The sequence below is a fragment of the Streptomyces sp. NPDC054956 genome, assembly GCF_053609185.1.
The window spans coordinates 1-16,829 of record NZ_JBSGXB010000164.1 but is presented as its reverse complement, the minus strand read 5'-3'; the positions used below and the strand labels follow the sequence as shown (position 1 = coordinate 16,829).

12 protein-coding genes are annotated in these 16,829 nt (G+C 71.7%); 6 read left to right on the top strand and 6 right to left on the bottom strand.

The genetic code is table 11. From position 1 onward, the window contains the following. On the bottom strand, nt 1–1,156 hold a 1,156-nt coding region (locus ACWGDE_RS23810), incomplete at its 3' end, for an ROK family protein (RefSeq protein WP_453391031.1). A gap of 192 nt (nt 1,157–1,348) precedes the next feature. On the opposite strand from ACWGDE_RS23810, the gene ACWGDE_RS23805 reads away from it, so the two are divergent. The 6 genes from ACWGDE_RS23805 to ACWGDE_RS23780 all read left to right on the top strand — a co-directional run bounded on the left by ACWGDE_RS23805 (nt 1,349) and on the right by ACWGDE_RS23780 (nt 7,755). Then, nucleotides 1,349–2,668, top strand: a complete 1,320-nt coding sequence (locus ACWGDE_RS23805; protein WP_453391030.1) for an ABC transporter substrate-binding protein — start codon at nt 1,349–1,351, stop codon at nt 2,666–2,668. A 10-nt stretch (nt 2,669–2,678) separates the two neighbouring features. Then, on the top strand, nt 2,679–3,674 hold the full coding sequence (locus ACWGDE_RS23800; protein WP_453391029.1) for a carbohydrate ABC transporter permease: 996 nt from the start codon (nt 2,679–2,681) through the stop codon (nt 3,672–3,674). Further along, entirely contained in the window at nt 3,667–4,581 is a 915-nt protein-coding gene (locus ACWGDE_RS23795; protein WP_453391028.1) for a carbohydrate ABC transporter permease, read from the top strand. Before ACWGDE_RS23800 ends, ACWGDE_RS23795 begins: the two co-directional genes overlap by 8 nt. After that, nucleotides 4,578–5,987 (top strand): GH1 family beta-glucosidase, encoded by a 1,410-nt coding sequence (locus ACWGDE_RS23790; RefSeq protein WP_453391027.1) that lies wholly within the window; start codon nt 4,578–4,580, stop codon nt 5,985–5,987. Before ACWGDE_RS23795 ends, ACWGDE_RS23790 begins: the two co-directional genes overlap by 4 nt. A 199-nt stretch (nt 5,988–6,186) precedes the next feature. Next, complete coding sequence (locus tag ACWGDE_RS23785; RefSeq protein WP_453391032.1) at nt 6,187–7,104, top strand: NADP-dependent oxidoreductase; 918 nt, start codon at nt 6,187–6,189, stop codon at nt 7,102–7,104. Nucleotides 7,105–7,155: 51 nt separating this feature from the next. After that, a complete protein-coding gene (locus ACWGDE_RS23780) occupies nt 7,156–7,755 on the top strand; it encodes a hypothetical protein (protein WP_453391026.1) in 600 nt (199 codons plus the stop codon). A 67-nt stretch (nt 7,756–7,822) separates the two neighbouring features. Here the strand turns inward: ACWGDE_RS23780 and ACWGDE_RS23775 are convergent, their stop codons facing one another. From ACWGDE_RS23775 to ACWGDE_RS23755, 5 genes are all read right to left on the bottom strand, one after another. Beyond that, nucleotides 7,823–9,556 carry a discoidin domain-containing protein gene (locus ACWGDE_RS23775; protein ID WP_453391025.1) on the bottom strand — a complete coding sequence of 578 codons (1,734 nt, stop codon included), beginning with the start codon at nt 9,554–9,556 and terminating at the stop codon, nt 7,823–7,825. Between the two features lie 41 nt (nt 9,557–9,597). Beyond that, nucleotides 9,598–10,671, bottom strand: coding sequence for a DUF1996 domain-containing protein (locus ACWGDE_RS23770; protein WP_453391024.1), 1,074 nt, complete (start codon nt 10,669–10,671; stop codon nt 9,598–9,600). A 109-nt stretch (nt 10,672–10,780) separates the two neighbouring features. Continuing rightward, nucleotides 10,781–12,946, bottom strand: coding sequence for a discoidin domain-containing protein (locus tag ACWGDE_RS23765; RefSeq protein ID WP_453391023.1), 2,166 nt, complete (start codon nt 12,944–12,946; stop codon nt 10,781–10,783). Nucleotides 12,947–13,272: 326 nt separating this feature from the next. Then, nucleotides 13,273–16,206: an RNA repair domain-containing protein gene (locus ACWGDE_RS23760; protein WP_453391022.1), complete on the bottom strand. Its 2,934-nt coding sequence runs from the start codon at nt 16,204–16,206 to the stop codon at nt 13,273–13,275. Next, on the bottom strand, nt 16,206–16,829 hold a 624-nt coding region (locus tag ACWGDE_RS23755; RefSeq protein WP_453391021.1), incomplete at its 5' end, for an AAA family ATPase. The genes ACWGDE_RS23755 and ACWGDE_RS23760, both read right to left, overlap by 1 nt.

Here is a 16,829-nt window from a genome sequence, read left to right as displayed (position 1 = left end):
TGTCGATGGTGACCCGGGCCGCCGGGTGGCGCAGCGAGTAGCGCGTCGCGTGTTCCCGGACCGACGGGAGGATGTGCGGGCCCAGCATCAGGCCCGCCCAGCCGCCGATCAGGATGCGCTCCGGCTGGAACAGGTTGATCACGTCCGACAGGCCCGCGCCCAGGTACTCGGCCGTCTCGTCGAGGACCTCCAGGGCGACCGCGTCGCCGCCGTCCGCCGCCGCCAGCAGCGCGGCCACGGCGTCCTCCTCGTCCCAGGCGTCCCCCTCGACCGCCTCGCCGCCGCCACCGAGCTCCGCCCACCGCGCCAGCAGTGACTCGGCGCCCGTGTAGGCCTCCAGGCAGCCCAGCGCCCCGCACCGGCAGCGCCGGCCCCGGACCTGGACCGTCAGGTGGCCCCACTCCAGCGCGGTGCCCTCGGTGGCGCCGCCGTCCGTCGAGCCGTCGGTGATCAGGCTCGCGCCGACGCCGGAGCCGAAGAGCACGACCACCGCGTCCCGCGCGCCGCGCCCGGCGCCGAACCACATCTCGGCCTGGCCGAGCGTGCGCGCTCCGTTGTCGATGATGTACGGGACCTCGTCCGGTACGGCTCCCGTCGCGCGCAGCAGGGCCTCCAGCGGGACCGCGTCCCAGCCGATCGTCTGCCCGTGGACCACGGTTCCGCCCGGCGCGTCGCGGTCCACGATGCCGGGCACGCCGATCCCGACCCCCAGCAGCCGGTCCGTGCCGACCCCCGCCTCCGCGAGCACGGTGGCGATCCCGGTCCGGACGTGGTCGACGATCGGGTCGACGTCGTAGCAGCCGCGCGGCTGCAACGGGAGCTCGGTGCGCGCCAGTTCGGTGAGGGTGAGGTCGAACAGCTCGACCCTGACCCGGGTTTCGCCCACGTCGATCCCGATCATGTGGGCGCTGCCCGGGGCGATCCGCAGCAGCGTACGGGGGCGGCCGCCGTCGGAGTCGACGATGCCCGCTTCCTCCAGGAGCCCGTCCGCGACGAGCTCGCCGACCACATTGCTGACGGATCCGGAGCTCAGGCCGGTGGCGGGGCCGAGCTCCTGCCGGCTCATCGGCCCGCCGAAGTACAACCGCTGCAGTACGGCACTGCGGTTGCCCCTTCGCAGGTCCCGCACCGTACGTCCACTGCGCCCCGTGGTCATGTGGCTCCTTCCGCCCTGACATCGATCGCAACATACCCTTGCGCGACCCCTTGACGCGACCCTTTCACGAGGCTTAACTCACGTCCTAAATTAAGGCCTGGATCAAACGGAGCGTCCGAACACCCGGTTGGGGCCGGGCAGTCGAGCCGCCCGGGTCTTTCTTCCCACCTTGCCGAAAGGGACCGAGCCGCCATGCGCAGAACCCGAGCCGCCGCCGTCACCGCCGTCACCGTCTCCATGCTCGCAGCCGCCACCGCCTGCGGGGGCGGATCCGCGGACAACGGGGGCGGATCGAACACCGCCCCCAAGGAGCTCACCTACTGGGCCTCCAACCAGGGCCCCGACATCGCGGCGGACCAGGCGACCCTCGGCCCGGAGCTGAAGAAGTTCGAGGAGCAGACCGGCATCAAGGTCAAGCTCGAAGTGGTCCCGTGGTCGGACCTGCTCAACCGCATCCTCGCCGCCACCGCCTCCGGGCAGGGCCCGGACGTCCTCAACATCGGCAACACCTGGTCCTCCTCCCTCCAGGCCACCGGGGCCCTGCTGCCCTGGGACGCCAAGAACTTCGAGGCCATCGGAGGCAAGGACCGCTTCGTCGAATCGGCCATCGGCTCGGCGGGCGCCGCCGGCAAGGACCCGGCCGCCGTCCCCCTGTACTCGATGTCGTACGCGCTCTACTACAACAAGAAGATGTTCCAGGAGGCGGGCATCGAGAAGCCCCCGGCCACCTGGGACGAGATGGTCACCATCGGCCAGAAGCTGTCCAAGGACGGCAAGTGGGCACTGGGCGCCGAGGGTTCGAACCTCTCCAACAACATCCACCAGGCCTTCGTCTTCTCCCAGCAGCACGGCGCGAGCTTCTTCGACGCCTCCGGCAAGCCCACCTTCGACACCCCCGCCAACGTCGAGGCCGTCAAGCAGTACGTCGACCTGATGGCCAAGGACAAGATCATCGCGCCGGGCAACGCGGAGTACGACAAGAACCAGTCGCTCCAGGACTTCGCCAACGGCAAGACCGCCATGGTCCTCTGGCAGAGCGCGGCCAGCAGCTTCAAGACCCAGGGGATGAAGGAGGGCGACTGGGGGGTCGCCCCCGTCCCGGTGCCGGCCGGCGGCACCCCCGGCACCGGCAAGAACGTCAACTCCATGGTCGCCGGCATCAACCTGGCCGTCTTCAAGAACACCGACAACATCGACGGCGCCCTGAAGTTCGTGAAGTTCATGACCAGCGACGAGGAGCAGAAGCTCCTCAACAAGACCTACGGCTCCATCCCGCCGGTCAAGGCCGCCCAGGGCGACCCCGCCTTCTCCAACGCCGACCTCACCGTCCTGCGCAACACGCTCTCGACCAGCGCCGCCCCGCTCCCGCAGGTCCCCGAGGAGTCGCAGTTCGAGACCGCCGTCGGTACGGCCGTCAAGGAGCTCTTCGCCGAGGCCGCGGCCGGCCGCCCGGTGACCGCCGAGTCCGTCAAGGCGCGGCTCACCAAGGCCCAGCAGCAGATGCAGAAGTGAGCACGGGTCCATGCCCGTAGCACCCGTAGCGCAGCGACCGGTCGCCACGGCGGGGAGGGTCAGGCGCACGACCGCACGCGTGCGCCGCCCCGGCCGAGCCCGCCGCGCGGCCCTGCCGTACCTCCTGCTCCTGCCCGCCCTCCTCCTCGAACTGCTCATCCACCTGATCCCGATGGTCATGGGCATCACGATGAGCTTCCGGCAGCTGACCCAGTTCTTCATCCGCGACTGGTCCAGCGCCCCCTGGTCGGGCTTCGACAACTACGAACTCGCCGTCGACATCGACAAGCCCGTCGGCGCGGCCCTGCTCCACTCCTTCTGGACGACCGTCCTGTTCACCCTGCTGTCGGTCGGACTGTGCTGGTTCCTCGGCACCGCCGCCGCCGTGTTCATGCAGGAGACCTTCCGGGGCCGCGGCATCCTGCGCGCCCTGTTCCTGATCCCCTACGCGCTCCCGGTCTACGCGGCCGTGATCACCTGGGCGTTCATGTTCCAGCGGGACAACGGCCTGGTGAACCACGTCCTCCACGACCAGCTGGGCCTCGGCGGCGCCGAGCACACCTTCTGGCTGCTGGGCGACAACAGCTTCTGGGCGCTGCTGGTCATCTCCGTCTGGAAGGGCTGGCCGTTCGCGTTCCTCATCGTGATGGCCGCCCTGCAGAACGTCCCGAAGGACCTCTACGAGGCCGCCGCGCTGGACGGGGCCGGAGTCTGGCAGCAGATCCGCCGGATCACCCTGCCCTCGGTCGGAGCCGTCAACCAGGTCCTGGTCCTCGTGCTGTTCCTGTGGACCTTCAACGACTTCGGCACGCCCTTCGTGCTGTTCGGCAAGGCCGCGCCCGAAGCCGCCGACCTCGTCTCCATCCACATCTACCAATCCAGCTTCGTGACCTGGAACTTCGGCACCGGATCGGCCATGTCCGTACTCCTGCTGCTCTTCCTGCTGCTGGTCACCGCCGTGTACCTGTTCCTCACGACGCGCGGACGGAGCCGATCCGATGCCTGACCACGGCCGCCTCGCGCGGACCGGTACCCGTACGCGCCCTCGTACGAGCACCCGCAGGAAGTCGCCCCTCGATCCGCCGACGTCCTTCAAGGTGATCCGGGCGCTCTTCCTCACGGTCCTCGCGGTGTTCGTCCTCGTGCCCGTCTACGTGATGGTCACCAGCTCGCTCAAACCGCTCAAGGACGTGGCCGGACAGTTCCGCTGGATCCCCAGCGGCCTCACCGTCCGCCCCTACATCGACATCTGGCACACCATCCCGCTCGCCAAGTACTTCGTGAACTCCCTGATCGTGGCGGGCGCGGCCACCGCCTGCTCCGTCGTGATCGCCGTCTTCGCGGCGTACGCGGTCAGCCGCTACCGGTTCCGCGGCAAGCGCCTGTTCACGGTGACCGTGCTCTCCACGCAGATGTTCCCCGGCATCCTCTTCCTCCTCCCGCTGTTCCTGATCTTCGTGAACATCGGCAACAGCACCGGGATCGCCCTGTACGGCTCCCGGGGCGGGCTGATCCTCACCTACCTCACTTTCTCCCTCCCCTTCTCCATCTGGATGCTCATCGGGTACTTCGACTCGGTGCCGCGCGACCTCGACGAGGCCGCCACCGTGGACGGCTGCGGACCGCTCGGCGCGCTCTTCCGCGTCGTCATCCCGGCCGCCGTACCCGGCATCGTCGCCGTCGCCGTCTACGCGTTCATGACCGCGTGGGGCGAGGTCCTCTTCGCCTCCGTCATGACGAACGACGCCACCCGCACCCTGGCCATCGGTCTGCAGGGCTACTCCACGCAGAACGACGTCTACTGGAACCAGATCATGGCCGCCTCGCTCGTCGTCAGCATCCCCGTCGTCGCCGGATTCCTGCTGCTCCAGCGGTACTTGGTGGCCGGACTCACGGCAGGAGCCGTCAAATGACCCTTTCGGAAACCCGTTTCGAGGCGGGCCGCCTCGCCCCGGCCCGCACCTCCTTCGACCCCGCCTCCATCGATCTCGCCGCGCTCCCGAGGGACTTCGTCTGGGGGACCGCGACCTCCGCCTACCAGATCGAGGGCGCCGTGGCCGAGGACGGCCGCGCCCCCTCCATCTGGGACACCTTCACCCGCACCCCCGGCGCCATCGACGGCGGCCACAACGGCGACACCGCCTGCGACCACTACCACCGCTGGCAGGGCGACATCGACCTGATGCGGCAGCTCGGCACCAACGCCTACCGGCTCTCCGTCGCCTGGCCCCGCGTGCTGCCCGGCGGCGACGGCCCCGCCAACGAGAAGGGCCTCGACTTCTACGACCGGCTGATCGACGGACTGCTCGCCGCCGGCATCGAACCCTCCGTCACCCTCTACCACTGGGACCTGCCCCAGGCCCTCCAGGACCGGGGCGGCTGGCCCGAGCGGGCCACCGCCGAGCACTTCGCCTCGTACGCCGGCCTCGTCGCGGGACGCCTCGGCGACCGCGTCACCCAGTGGGCCACCCTCAACGAACCGCTGTGCTCCGCCTGGATCGGCCACCTCGAAGGCAGGATGGCCCCCGGCGTCAGCGACCTCACCGCCGCCGTCCGCGCCTCCTACCACCTGCTGCTCGGCCACGGGCTCGCGACGCAGGCCATCCGTGCCGCAGCACCCGGCGCGCAGATCGGCATCGTCAACAACCTCTCCACCGTCGTACCCGCGGGCGACAGCGACTCCGACCGGGCCGCCGCCCGGCGCATGGACGGCCACGTCAACCGCTGGTGGCTCGACCCCGTCCACGGCCGCGGTTTCCCCGCCGACATGCGCGAGGTCTACGGCGTGGAGCTGCCCGAACGCCCCGGCGACCTCGACACCATCGCCGCCCCGCTGGACTGGATCGGCCTGAACTACTACTTCCCGCAGGTGGTCACCGCCGACCCGGACGGCCCCGCCCCCTACGCGCGGATGACCGAGCGGCCCGGCGTCCCGCGCACCGGCATGGACTGGGAGGTGGACGCCGACGGCCTGGAGACCCTGATCGTGCGCCTGGCCGAGGAGTACGGCGCCCGGCGCATCCTCATCACCGAGAACGGCTCTTCGTACCCCGACACCGTCGCCCCCGACGGCACCGTCCACGACCCCGAGCGGACCGCCTACCTCACGGCCCACCTGGCCGCGTGCGCCCGCGCGGTGCGCCGCGGCGCACCGCTGGCCGGGTACTACGCCTGGTCCCTGCTCGACAACTTCGAGTGGGCCTACGGCTACGACAAGCGGTTCGGGCTGGTCCACGTGGACTACGCCACGCAGCGGCGCACCATCAAGACCAGCGGCCGGCACTACGCGGACGTGATCGCCGCCCACCGGGCCCTGTAGGCCCCGCCCGCCCGCTCCGTCCCGGCCACCGCCCCCGACCACGAGCTCCGGAGGTTTCCGTCCCGCCCCCGGCTCCGCCGCGCCGCGCCCGCCCGTCCTCCCCGGGCGGGCGCGGCCTTTCGTGGTGGGATGGAGAAGGGGTCAGACACGACCGGTTCACGGAGAGGCGAGGCGCATGTCCGAAGAGGCAGAGGGCACCATGCGGGCCATGGCGTACGAGACGTACGGCGGGACGGAGGTGCTCGCCGAGACCCGGCTCCCCGTACCCAAGGTCGGCCCCGGCGAGGTCCTCGTCCGCGTCCGCTGCGCCTCCGTCAACCCCGTCGACTGGAAGATCATGGCGGGCGGGCTCGACGGCCTCATGGACGTCGTGTACCCCGTCGTCCCCGGCTGGGACGTGGCCGGGACCGTGGAGTACGCCGGCATCGACACACCGGAGTTCACGGCAGGCGACGAGGTCATCGCCTACGCCCGCAAGGACTACGTGCACGGAGGCACCTTCGCCGAGTTCGTGACCGTGCCCGTACGGGCCCTCGCGCCCAAGCCCGTCTCACTGGACTGGCGGCAGGCCGCGGGGCTGCCACTGGCCGGCCTGACCGCGTACCAGCTGCTCACCCGCCTCGGCACCGGCAAGGACGACACCGTCCTCGTGCACGGCGCCGCGGGCGGCGTCGGCACCCTCGGCGTGCAGATCGCCCGCGCGCTCGGGGCCAGGGTCATCGGCACCGCCTCGCCCCGCAACCACGACCGGCTGCGCGAGCTGGGCTGTGAGCCCATCGAGTACGGGGACGGCCTCGCGGGCCGGGTCCGGGAGCTGGCGCCCGACGGGGTCACCGTCGTGGCCGACTTCGTCGGAGGAGTCCTCGACACCACCCTGGCGGTGCTGGCCGAGGGCGGCCGGCACGCCTCCATCGCCGACCACACCGTCCTCGGCGCCGGCGGTCAGTGGATGTGGGTCAGGCCGGTCGGCAGCGACCTGGCGGAGCTGGGCCGGCTCGCCGACGCCGGGCAGCTCACCGTCACCGTCGCCGAGACCTTCCCGCTGGCCGAACTGGCCGCCGCCTTCGAGCTGAGCCGGGCCGGGCACACCGCCGGGAAGATCGTCCTGGAGGTCTGAGCGGCGGCCGCCGGTTTCATTCGAAGATCCACATCGGTGAGACTGTCCGCTGTGAGAACACACCGGACAGCCGCCCTCGTCGGAGCCGTCTTCGGACTGGTCTTCATCGTGGCCAACGCCGGCGCACTTCCCCTGGCCATCGGCGCTCCGCTGCGCGGACTCGCGATCGCCGCGTTCCTCGCCCTGGTCCTCGCGATCCGCAGGTCCCGCGGGGCCGCGGGCGAGGCGGACTCCGTGGCCGTCGGCCCGCCGGGAGGCGAGGGGAGCGCCGGCGCGGACCCCGCGCCCCGCCGCTTCGGGCGCGGCTACCGCCTCGTCGTGGCCGCCGAGGTGGTGGCCGCGGTGGGCGGCCTCCTGGTCCTCAACAGGATCCTGCACCTCCCCGACGCCAGCCTCCCGTGGATCGCCCTGGTCGTCGGAGTGCACTTCTTCGGCCTCGCCGCCGTCTGGTCGATGCCCTCGCTGAACCGGCTGGCCGCCGCCATGTCCCTCTGCGGCGCCGCCGGCCTGGTCCTGGCCGCAGCCGGCCTCGGCCTGCCCGTCATCGCGGCCGTCTCGGGCATCACCCCGGGCGTCCTGCTGCTGGCCTCGGTGTGGTGGAGCCTGAGCGCCGCCCCGGCCGCACGCCCCGTCCCCGCCTCCGCCCGGTAGACGCGACCGCGCGCCGCCCGGGTCAGGTACGGGCGGCGCGCGGAGCGTGCGGGGCGTCGGGCCGGGGTCAGGCGTAGACGCCGAAGTGGAACAGGGAGTAGCCGTAACCGGTTCCCCGCTGGGTCATGTCCAGGCGCACGTACCGGCCCGACGCGGAGACGTCGAAGTCGTCGATGCCGCCGTCGCCGGTCGAAGTGGCGTACGCGGTCCGCCAGTTCTGGCCGTCGTCCGACACCTGGATCGTGTACGCCTTCCCGTACGCGGTCTCCCACACCAACTGCGCGTGCTTCAGCTGCTTGACCGAGCCCAGGTCGACCTGGAGCCACTGGGGATCGGCCCACGAACTCGCCCAACGCGTAGTGTTGTTGCCGTCCGTGGCCAGCTGCGGGGTGCACGGGCAGCCGCCCCAGCCGTCGTTCTGGAAGGTCGAGGCGGTCGTCGGCCGGTTCAGCGCCACGTTCGTGCCCGCCACCGGCGGCGGGACCACCTTCACCGAGCGCTGCTCGACGCCCACGTTGCCCCGGCCGTCCTTCACCTTGACGTAGAGCTTCCACACCCCGGTCCTGGCCGGCGCGGTGACCTTGAGCGTGCCGTTGCCCAGGTGCGTGGACGGCACGGAGACCAGCCCGCCGCCACCGTCCACGTACTTGCTTCCCCAGAGCACCTCGTACGAGAGCCGGTCGCCCTCGGGGTCGGTCGCCGGGGCCTGCACGGTGATCTCCTTGCCGGCCGGGACGGCGCCCGGGTCGGCGACGGAGGGGACGGCCACGGTCGGCGGGAGGTTGTCGCCCGCCGTGCCGCCCCCGTAGGCGCGCTTGACCGCGTAGTACATCTTGCGGCGCTCCCCGGCCGGGGTCAGGTTGAACCAGTGCCCGCCGAAGTCGTACTCGGTGCCGTAGTGGAAGACCGTCGCGCCCAGCGCCACCCCCCGGTGGCCCGTGACGCAGTTCCACGCATTGGTGTAGCCGTCGGCCTTCGCCTGGTCGCCCGGCTCCAGCGGAACCCCGTTCGCGTCGTTCGGGACCTCCCACTCACCGGCCGGACCGGTCTCGGTGACGATGTACGGCTTGGTGTAACCACCCTGCTCCCAGGCCTGCTTGACCCCGCACACCTCCTTGTAGGAGTTGACGGCGTACAGGTCCAGATCGGGGGAGTTGCGCTTGTAGTACGTCCAGGCGCCCACCCACGCGTCGGTGGACGTCACCGGATGGTTGGCGTCCACGCGGTGGATCGCCTTCGCCACGTCGTTCACGAAGCTCGTGTACGCGTTGCGCTGGTTCTCCAGCTCCGCACCGCCGTAGCAGTTCTGCAGGCCGAGCACCGACTCGTTGCCGACGTTCCACATCAGCACCGCCGGGTGGTCGCGGTAGGCCTCCACCCATTTGGTGAACTCGGCCAGCATGTTGTTCTTGTACGTCGTGTCCGTGACGTAGTTCGTGCAGCCGCCACTGCCCGGACCGCCGCCGGGCTGAAGCCAGAATCCGGCCACGACCTTGATGTTGTTCGCGGAGGCGGCGTCGAACAGCTGGCGGCTGCTCCCGTCGGTGCCCCACGTGCGGATGGTGTTGGCGCCCAGCGACTTCACGTCGGGGAGCAGGCGCGCGGCGTCGGCCGGGGAAGGACCCCAGGTGACGCCCTTGACGAGGTACGGGGAACCGTCCACGGTCAGCTGCCAGTTGCCCTGGGAGCCGGTCACCTTGACCACGCTGCCGGCGGCTTGCGCCGGGCCCGCGGGGACGAGGGTGACGACGCCCGCGAGCAGGGCCGCGGTGGCCACGGTGCCGCGTATGCGGGTGAGCATGCGGGAACCTCCTGCGAGGAAGTGGGGGGAGTGGGCGCGCACTACGGGAGGCGGCCGTCGGGGCCGAGGACGGTGCCGGCCTCCGGGTGGAACTGGTCGTAGCCGCGGTTGTTGCACTGAAGGCCACCCTTGATGCAGTGCTCGACCATGGCGTTCAGGGTGCGCTCGTCCCACGCGTTGAAGAAGTCGTAGTGGAAGGAGTGGCCCGATCCGCTGGACAGCCTGACCTGCGACATGTCCCCGCTGACCGGGAAGGCCATCTTGAACTCGACCATCGGGACCGCGACCGGGTGGGAGGCGGGGCAGACGTTGTCGTTGTTGCCCGGCTTCGTGACCGGGTAGGCCATGTGCGCCTTGTGGTCCGGGGTGTCGAGGTTCTTGCCGTCCCAGCAACTGGGCGACTGCATGCGGATGTTGAGCTGGGTGCCGGCCGGGCAGTTGGCCGGGAACTCGGTGTTCTTGAAGCTGTCGCCGCACTCCCAGCCCTCGACCCAGCCCTTGTGGCCGCGGAACTCGGCCGCCGTCTGCGTCGGGCTGCCGACGACGAACCGCAGACCCTTGGGGAAGGGGCGCACGCTCGTGTAGTCGGTGACCCCGGTCTTGTAGTAGATCACCTGGGGGCCGGTGGGCAGGACCTTCTGGCTGCCGTTGAAGAGCGTCGGCATCCAGTAGCCGGAGAGGTCGCCGAGCGCGGTGCAGGCCGTGCCGCCCGCGCTGAGCGAAGCGGTGGTGCTGTTGGCGTTCGTGCCGGTGTTGCCCATGAAGGTGTGGTCGTGCGAGGCGCCGGGCCGGCCCGCGTACACGATCGGGTCGTCGGGCGCGGTCCTGGTGACCGAACAGTTGGCCTGGAACTCGTGGAAGTAGCGGTCCGGCGGGTTGTTCCAGGACGGGGTCACGCCGGTGACCTGCGGAACGGCCGGGATGTAGCCGTCGCCGTCGGGGTCGTCGCCCCCGGCGATCGCGGCCACGGCGGAGTGGTCCATGTTCATGTGGACGGCGCCGGAGTCGGGAGTGGCCTGCGCGGTGAGGGCGGTGGCGCCGAGCCCGGCGGCCGCGGTCACGGCGACGGCCGCCGAAACCAGTGAGGCGGACAGGGCCCGCGGTCGGAGTTTCATCGTTCGGCTCCTTCTGGGAGGGGAGAGGGGTTGGGAGAGCGCTCTCTCGGGTGTCCGGAAAACGCGGGGCGGCCGGTGGCCGCCCCGCGAACCGGGGATCAGGTGGGGATCAGGGGAACGAGACGACGGTGGACGGGGTGGTCGAGGTGCCCGAGGTCGGGGCGCCCGTGTCGTTGATGACGTGCTCGTACTGGCCGTTGCCGCCGAGCGAGACAACGAGGAGGTCGTGGAACTTCACGCCGGGCTTCACCGGGACCTCGAAGCCGTGGTCCTGACGGATCGTCGGGTCGACGTTGTAGTAGCAGTAGCTGCCCAGGCCCCAGCCCTCGTGCGTGTTGACCGAGCCGGCCACCTTGTAGGCCGCGAAGCCCTTGACCGAACCGTTCTGGACGGCGGCCTGGTTGGGGGCGTCGTACGCCTTCTCGTTCTGGAAGAAGATCGTCCGGCCGCGCTCGCCGTTCCACTCCACGTCGTACTTGTTGAAGTGCTCCACGAACAGGCCGGTGGCCAGTACGTCGTCACCGTTGACGCGGAACCCGTAGTCGGAGCGGTTGGTCTCCCAGCCCACCCCGTCGCCGTGGTCGGCGCGCCAGATCCAGGTGTGGTCGACGATCGTGTCGTGGTTGTTGATCACCATGCCGACCGTGGCCTTGCCCGCGCCCGCTCCGCCGACCCGGACGAAGACGTCCTGGACGGTGGTCGGGTTCGCCGCGTGGTCCGTGGTGGTGCCGGCCGGGCCGACCTCGAGCAGGGTGGGGGAGTTGACCTGGCCCGCGTCGATCAGGAAGCCCGCGAGCTTCACGCCGTCGACGTCGGCGACCTTTATCGCCGTCACCCCGTTGTCCGGGACGAGGGTGGCGAGGCCGAGGCCCAGGACGACCGTGTCGGCGCGGTTGACCTGGACGGTCTGGTCGACGTGGTATACGCCCGGGGTGAACAGCAGGTGCAGGCCCTGGGCCAGCGCCTGGTTCATCGTCGCGGCGCTCGTGCCCGGCTTGACGACGTAGAACTGACTCAGCGGGATCGACGTGCCCTGGGGGGTGCCGTTGCCCCACGAAGTGCCGCGCGCGTTCACGCGCTTGGCCGGGACGAACACCTTGTACTCGGAGCCGTCCAGGTAGAGGAACGGCTTCTCCCGGGAGACCGGGGTGGTGTCGAGCGTGGTGTAGCGCGGCTCCGGGAAGCCCTGGGCGGGCGCCCCGACGGTGCCGGAGAAGACCTGGTTCCAGACGCTGTTGGACCAGCCGCCGATGGAGCTGTCACGGGTGTACCACTGCTGCTGGGAGTAGTTGCCGACCTGGCCGTCGATCTTCGAGTCGGCGATGTAGCCGCCCGAGGCCCAGCCGTAGCCGCTGGGAGCGAGGTTGAGCCCGCCCTTGACGTGCATCCGGCGGAAGGGAGCCGCCTGGGAGACGGCCCAGCGGTCGGTGCCGTTCACCGGGTTGAGGGCGAGGTTCTCGGCCGAACGCCAGAAGTTCTGCGTGGCGTTGCCGTTGAACCAGCCCGCGTCGACGGTCACGTCGCCGTTGATGGTGGTGTCGTCCGGGTTCAGGCCGAGACCGGAGATCGAGGTGTAGAAGCCGATCTGGGCGTTGAGGCCGTTGTAGGTACCCGGCTTGAAGAGGAACTGGTAGCGGCCGGAGCCGAACTGGGCCGACTCCTGCCGGGCGAAGACCTCGTCCAGCTTGGCCTGGATGTTCGGCGTGGACGGATCGAAGACGATCACGTTGGGGCCGAGGTCGCCACCGCCGGGGAGGGTCGGGCCGGTGCCGGTGGTCCCGTACACCTGGAACTCCCAGAGCGAGTAGCCGTATCCGGTGGTGCGCTGGGTGCCGTACACGCGGACGAAGCGTGCGGTGCCGGTGATGTCGTGGGTCTGCACGCCGCCGGTGCCGCTGGCGGTCGAGTAGGCCGTGGACCAGTTGGCGCCGTCGCTGGACAGCTCGACGCGGTACGCCTTCGCGGCGGCGGTCTCCCAGCGCAGGACGACCTGGCTCACCTGGGCGGGGGCGCCGAGGTCGACCTGTATCCACTGCGGATCGGCGAACTGGCTCGACCAGCGGGTGCCGTTGTTGCCGTCCACGGCGGCGGACGCGGGGGTGCCGGCGCCCTCGATGGACGAGGCGGTGACGTTCTTGCCCTGCGAGAGGAGCGTGGGCGCCGCGGTCGCGGCGGTGCTCGGGAGGAGCACGAGGAGGGCCGCGACCAGGGCGGCCGCGAGGGTCGCGACGGTCAGCCGCGAGGGACGTGGGGGGTGATCGGAGAGGAGGGGCATGCGGGGCGACTCCTGACGTCTTGGATCCGGGGGGATCGAAGCGTGAGTGAACTGCCCGGGGCGTAGGCCGTCAAGGGTTTGAACGTTCATGAACTGAAGATCAAAAGGTGTGTCAATTGCGCATCAGGCCTGTGAACTTGGAGTTTCTTCAATCCTTGTGAAAAGTGTTGACGAAAAAACTTCACAGGGCTGTACTGAGGCTCTGACCGCTCCGTCTCGCCGTGCCCGCTACGGCGGGGCGGAGCTCGGTCGGAGAGCCTTCGGCGTGCTCGGTGCCCGTTCGGAGCGTGGGAGCCGACGAAGGCTCAGGAGGACGCGTGCGTTCGTTACTTGTCGACAAGGCCTGGGGCTCGGGGCAGGTCGGGGACCACGCCGCCGTCCGTCCAGGTCACTTCGGTGCCCGGGAGGGTCGCCGACCAAGGAGCGGCGAGAGCGTCCAGGGTGCGCGCGTCCGGCGGAGCGGCGCCCAGGCCGATCGCGTAGCGGGCCAGGGTCCCGGTCCGCTCGAACGGGCGGGGCCAGGCGTGTACGTCCTCGAAGCGGGCCTGCGACAACACGCCGAGCAGGGCGCGGAGTCGGCCGCGCGTCCGCCCGAGGTTCTCCTCGAACTCGCCGGGCCGGACCCCGGTCACCGTGACCACGGCCCAGGCGGCGTGCCGGCGGTGCAGGGGCGGGGCCCCGGCGATGGTGTCCGCGTCGCCGCCGTCCTCCAGCGCCTCCCATGCCGTGTACAGCTCCCGAACGAGCAGATCGCGCATTCCGTCACCGACCTGGGCGGTGCAGCTGCGCACCGGAGCGGAGGGAGTGAGGACGGTGACGGCCCCGGCTTCCCCCGGGCGGGACTCGGCGGTGGCGTCCGGGGACGGCTGCAGGGCCACCGGGGTACGCCAGTCCCAGGCGGCCCAGGTGGCGAAGAACGCGCGGAGCAGGGGGCCGGGGGAGAGATCGGTGGCGGCCCGGCCGGTGGCGGCCCGGTCGGCGACGGCGCGGACCGTGTGGGCCGCCATGACCGCCCAGGCCAGACCCGGAAGACCGCCGAACGGGGCCGAGTCCAGGCCGCGGGACGCGGCCCAGGCCTTCGCCTCGCGCGCCAGCCGGGCGAACGCCGCGTGCTCCGGGCCCACGAAGGCGCGTACCGCCTCGGCGTCGCTCACCGCGCTCAGTGCCACCGCCGCCGCCTCGCCGAGACCGGCGCGCCCGGCCACCGCGGACCCGGGCGGGACCGGCCCGGTGGCCACGACCACCAGGTCCACGTCCAGCCCGGCCGCACGCAGCCGCAGCCCGGGCACCCGTGCCCCCGTGACCTCCCGGAGCCGTTCCGCCTCCGGGAGCGCCGAAGCCACCCGCGCCCGTACCTCCGCGATGCCTACGGCCCCCGGCAGCGCGGCCACCAGGTCCAGGTCAGCGCCGGGCAGCGCGCAGCCCATCCGCCGCGAGCCGGCCACGTGCACGACCCCCTCCGGCAGCGCCGCCGAGATCCGCGCCGAGATCCGCGCCGCGATCCGCTCGGCGGCCGGTTCGGCGGCCGGCTCGGTGACCAGCTCTCTCGCGGCGCCGGCGCGGGGCGGCTCCTGAGCCCAGTCGATCTCGCCCGTGCCCAGGCCGACCGTGGCCCTGACCCGCATCGGTCCGTCGCCCCGTCGCGACAGGACGGCCAGGGAACCGACCAGGGTGGACCGGCCTGCGCCCAGGCGGGCGGCCAGTTCCCGCTCCGCGCGGAGCGGATCCCCACTGCTGCCCAGCGTCAGGTGCGGGGTGAAGCCCTCACCCCGCACCCGGCACCCGGGGAACCGCAGGGCCAGTGCCCGCCGCAGTTCCTGCCACGGGGCGTCGCCGGACGCCGCCGGGTCCAGCCACAGGGTCGAGCCGAAGCTGTGCACGCCCTCCAGCCGCGTGGTGAACGGCGCAGTCCGCGCAGCGACTTGGGACAGCAGCGGCAGGGCCTGCTCGAAGGAGGACTCGGGTACGAAGCCGAACAGCAGGTTCACGTGCGCGGGCCAGCGCTCCGCCTGCGGATCGAGCTCCCGCCGCACCGCTTCCACCGCCGGGTCGTGCGGCGGCAGCCACGCCACCGCCGTCCGCGCCGTCGAGCCCACGTCCAGGGTCCGCGCCGCGTACCCCTCGCCGTCCACCGCGCCGAACTCCAGCGCGGCCTCGACCCCGTAGTGGTCGGAGACGAACAGCCCTTCCGGAGAAGGAGAGTTGCCGCGCAGCGCGGCCCGCGTCACCCGGGCCGACGCCGACCGCAGCAGGATCCGGTCCAGCCGGGCTGCCCGTCCGGACAGCGAGCCCACCGCCGCGAGCGGATTGGCGACCGGATCGAAGGTCGCGGTCCCGTCGGCCGGCCCGTGCACCTCGTTCCAGGCGTCCCGCACCCCCAGCGCGGCCGCCGGACCCTCGGCCCCCGAGCGGCCGTCGTTGAAGTCCCCGAGCAGCGCGACATGGGCCTGCGTCCCGATGCCCGCCAAACCCTCAGACATCCGGGCCAGTTCGACGTCGCGCCGGTCCGCACCGCGTTCGGTGTGATCGCTCGTCAGATGTGTGGCCGCGACCACCAGCGGCCCGTCGGCCGTGTCCACCGTGACCGCGACGACCGCCTTGTGCGGACCCAGCTCGTGCACCCCGGCCTCCCGCACCGGGAGCCGGCTCAGCACCAGCAGTCCGCTGTCGGCCACCTCCCGGCCGCCGGGATCGGCGGCGACGGTGTACTCGGACCGCACCCACGGCTCGGCGAGCAGCATCGCGAGCAGCTCGCGCTCCACTTCCTGGAGCGCGATCACGTCGGCGTCGGCGGCGGCCAGGTCGGCCAGCAGCAGCGGCCTGCGCCGCGCGGTGGCGATGAGCGGGGCGTCGTACCGGTCCCACAGCGTGTTCCACGTCAGCAGCCGCACCCGCGCCGGACCCGGGCCGGGCGTGGCGCCCTCGGGCGCCGGCAGCCACGCTCCGTCCCCGGCCGACGGGTCCCACACGTACGGCGTCCGCGCGGTGAAGAACGGCGCCCGCAGCAGCCTCGGATCGCGGACCCGCCCGGCCGGGGTGCTGTCGATGACGTCGACACCCGTGGCGCGGTCCCACACCAGCACGCCGTCCGCCTCCACGAACAGCACCCGGTGCCAGGGGATGTCGCCCCCGGGAACGAACGAGGGCAGCGGGACGCGCTTGGGCGCGGCTCCGCGCTGGAGCAACCCGAGGGTGAAGCGCGCCGGATCGAAGCGCGGGTCCCAGCGGACCTGGTGGTAGAGCTCCTCGCTGGTGCGCATCAGTGGTCCCCGCCCGTAGTCGTTTGCGCAGTCGTCGCCGTGGCCGTCCCCGTCTCCGTGGCCGTCCCCGCCGCGCGGGCCGTCGCGGACGGATCCGTCCAACTCCCGTTCCCCGTACCGATGGTGCCCGCCGCGTCCTCCACCGTCCCGCCGGCACCGATGTACCGGGTGCGGTGCGCCTCACCGGGATACGGCGGCGCGAACCGGCGCAGCTGCGAGGTCAGCACCCCGGCCGGTACGGGATGCGCGCGCGTGGCGTTGCGGCGCAGCAGCTCCGCCTCCGTGACCAGGACCACGGCGTGCGTGACCAGCGCGTCGCGCCGCCGCGCGACCGCTCCGGCCAGCCCGCGCTGCTGCCCGGTCAGGGACGTGGCGTCCCAGACGACCGTGCCACCGCGCGGTGCGGCGGCGGCCAGCGCCGAGTCCAGCCGGTCCAGGCCCTCGCGGAGCACGTCCGCGTTGTCCCGCTGGTCCGAGCGGGCTCCCCGCGCCGCGCGCAGGTCGTCCAGGGCGATGTACGCCTCCACGCCGGGCAGGCCGCGGGCGTACGTGCTCTTCCCGCTGCCCGAAGGCCCGCAGAGCTGTACCAGCCGGGGGAAGGACGAACCGTCCCGCCACCGCCA

Bases quoted from the DNA above. Each gene is read 5' to 3' on its own strand.
- ACWGDE_RS23805 (WP_453391030.1), top strand. From the start codon at position 1,349: ATGCGCAGAACCCGAGCCGCCGCCGTCACCGCCGTCACCGTCTCCATG.
- ACWGDE_RS23800 (WP_453391029.1), top strand. From the start codon at position 2,679: ATGCCCGTAGCACCCGTAGCGCAGCGACCGGTCGCCACGGCGGGGAGG.
- ACWGDE_RS23795 (WP_453391028.1), top strand. From the start codon at position 3,667: ATGCCTGACCACGGCCGCCTCGCGCGGACCGGTACCCGTACGCGCCCT.
- ACWGDE_RS23790 (WP_453391027.1), top strand. From the start codon at position 4,578: ATGACCCTTTCGGAAACCCGTTTCGAGGCGGGCCGCCTCGCCCCGGCC.
- ACWGDE_RS23785 (WP_453391032.1), top strand. From the start codon at position 6,187: ATGCGGGCCATGGCGTACGAGACGTACGGCGGGACGGAGGTGCTCGCC.
- ACWGDE_RS23775 (WP_453391025.1), bottom strand. From the start codon at position 9,556: ATGCTCACCCGCATACGCGGCACCGTGGCCACCGCGGCCCTGCTCGCG.
- ACWGDE_RS23770 (WP_453391024.1), bottom strand. From the start codon at position 10,671: ATGAAACTCCGACCGCGGGCCCTGTCCGCCTCACTGGTTTCGGCGGCC.
- ACWGDE_RS23765 (WP_453391023.1), bottom strand. From the start codon at position 12,946: ATGCCCCTCCTCTCCGATCACCCCCCACGTCCCTCGCGGCTGACCGTC.
- ACWGDE_RS23760 (WP_453391022.1), bottom strand. From the start codon at position 16,206: ATGCGCACCAGCGAGGAGCTCTACCACCAGGTCCGCTGGGACCCGCGC.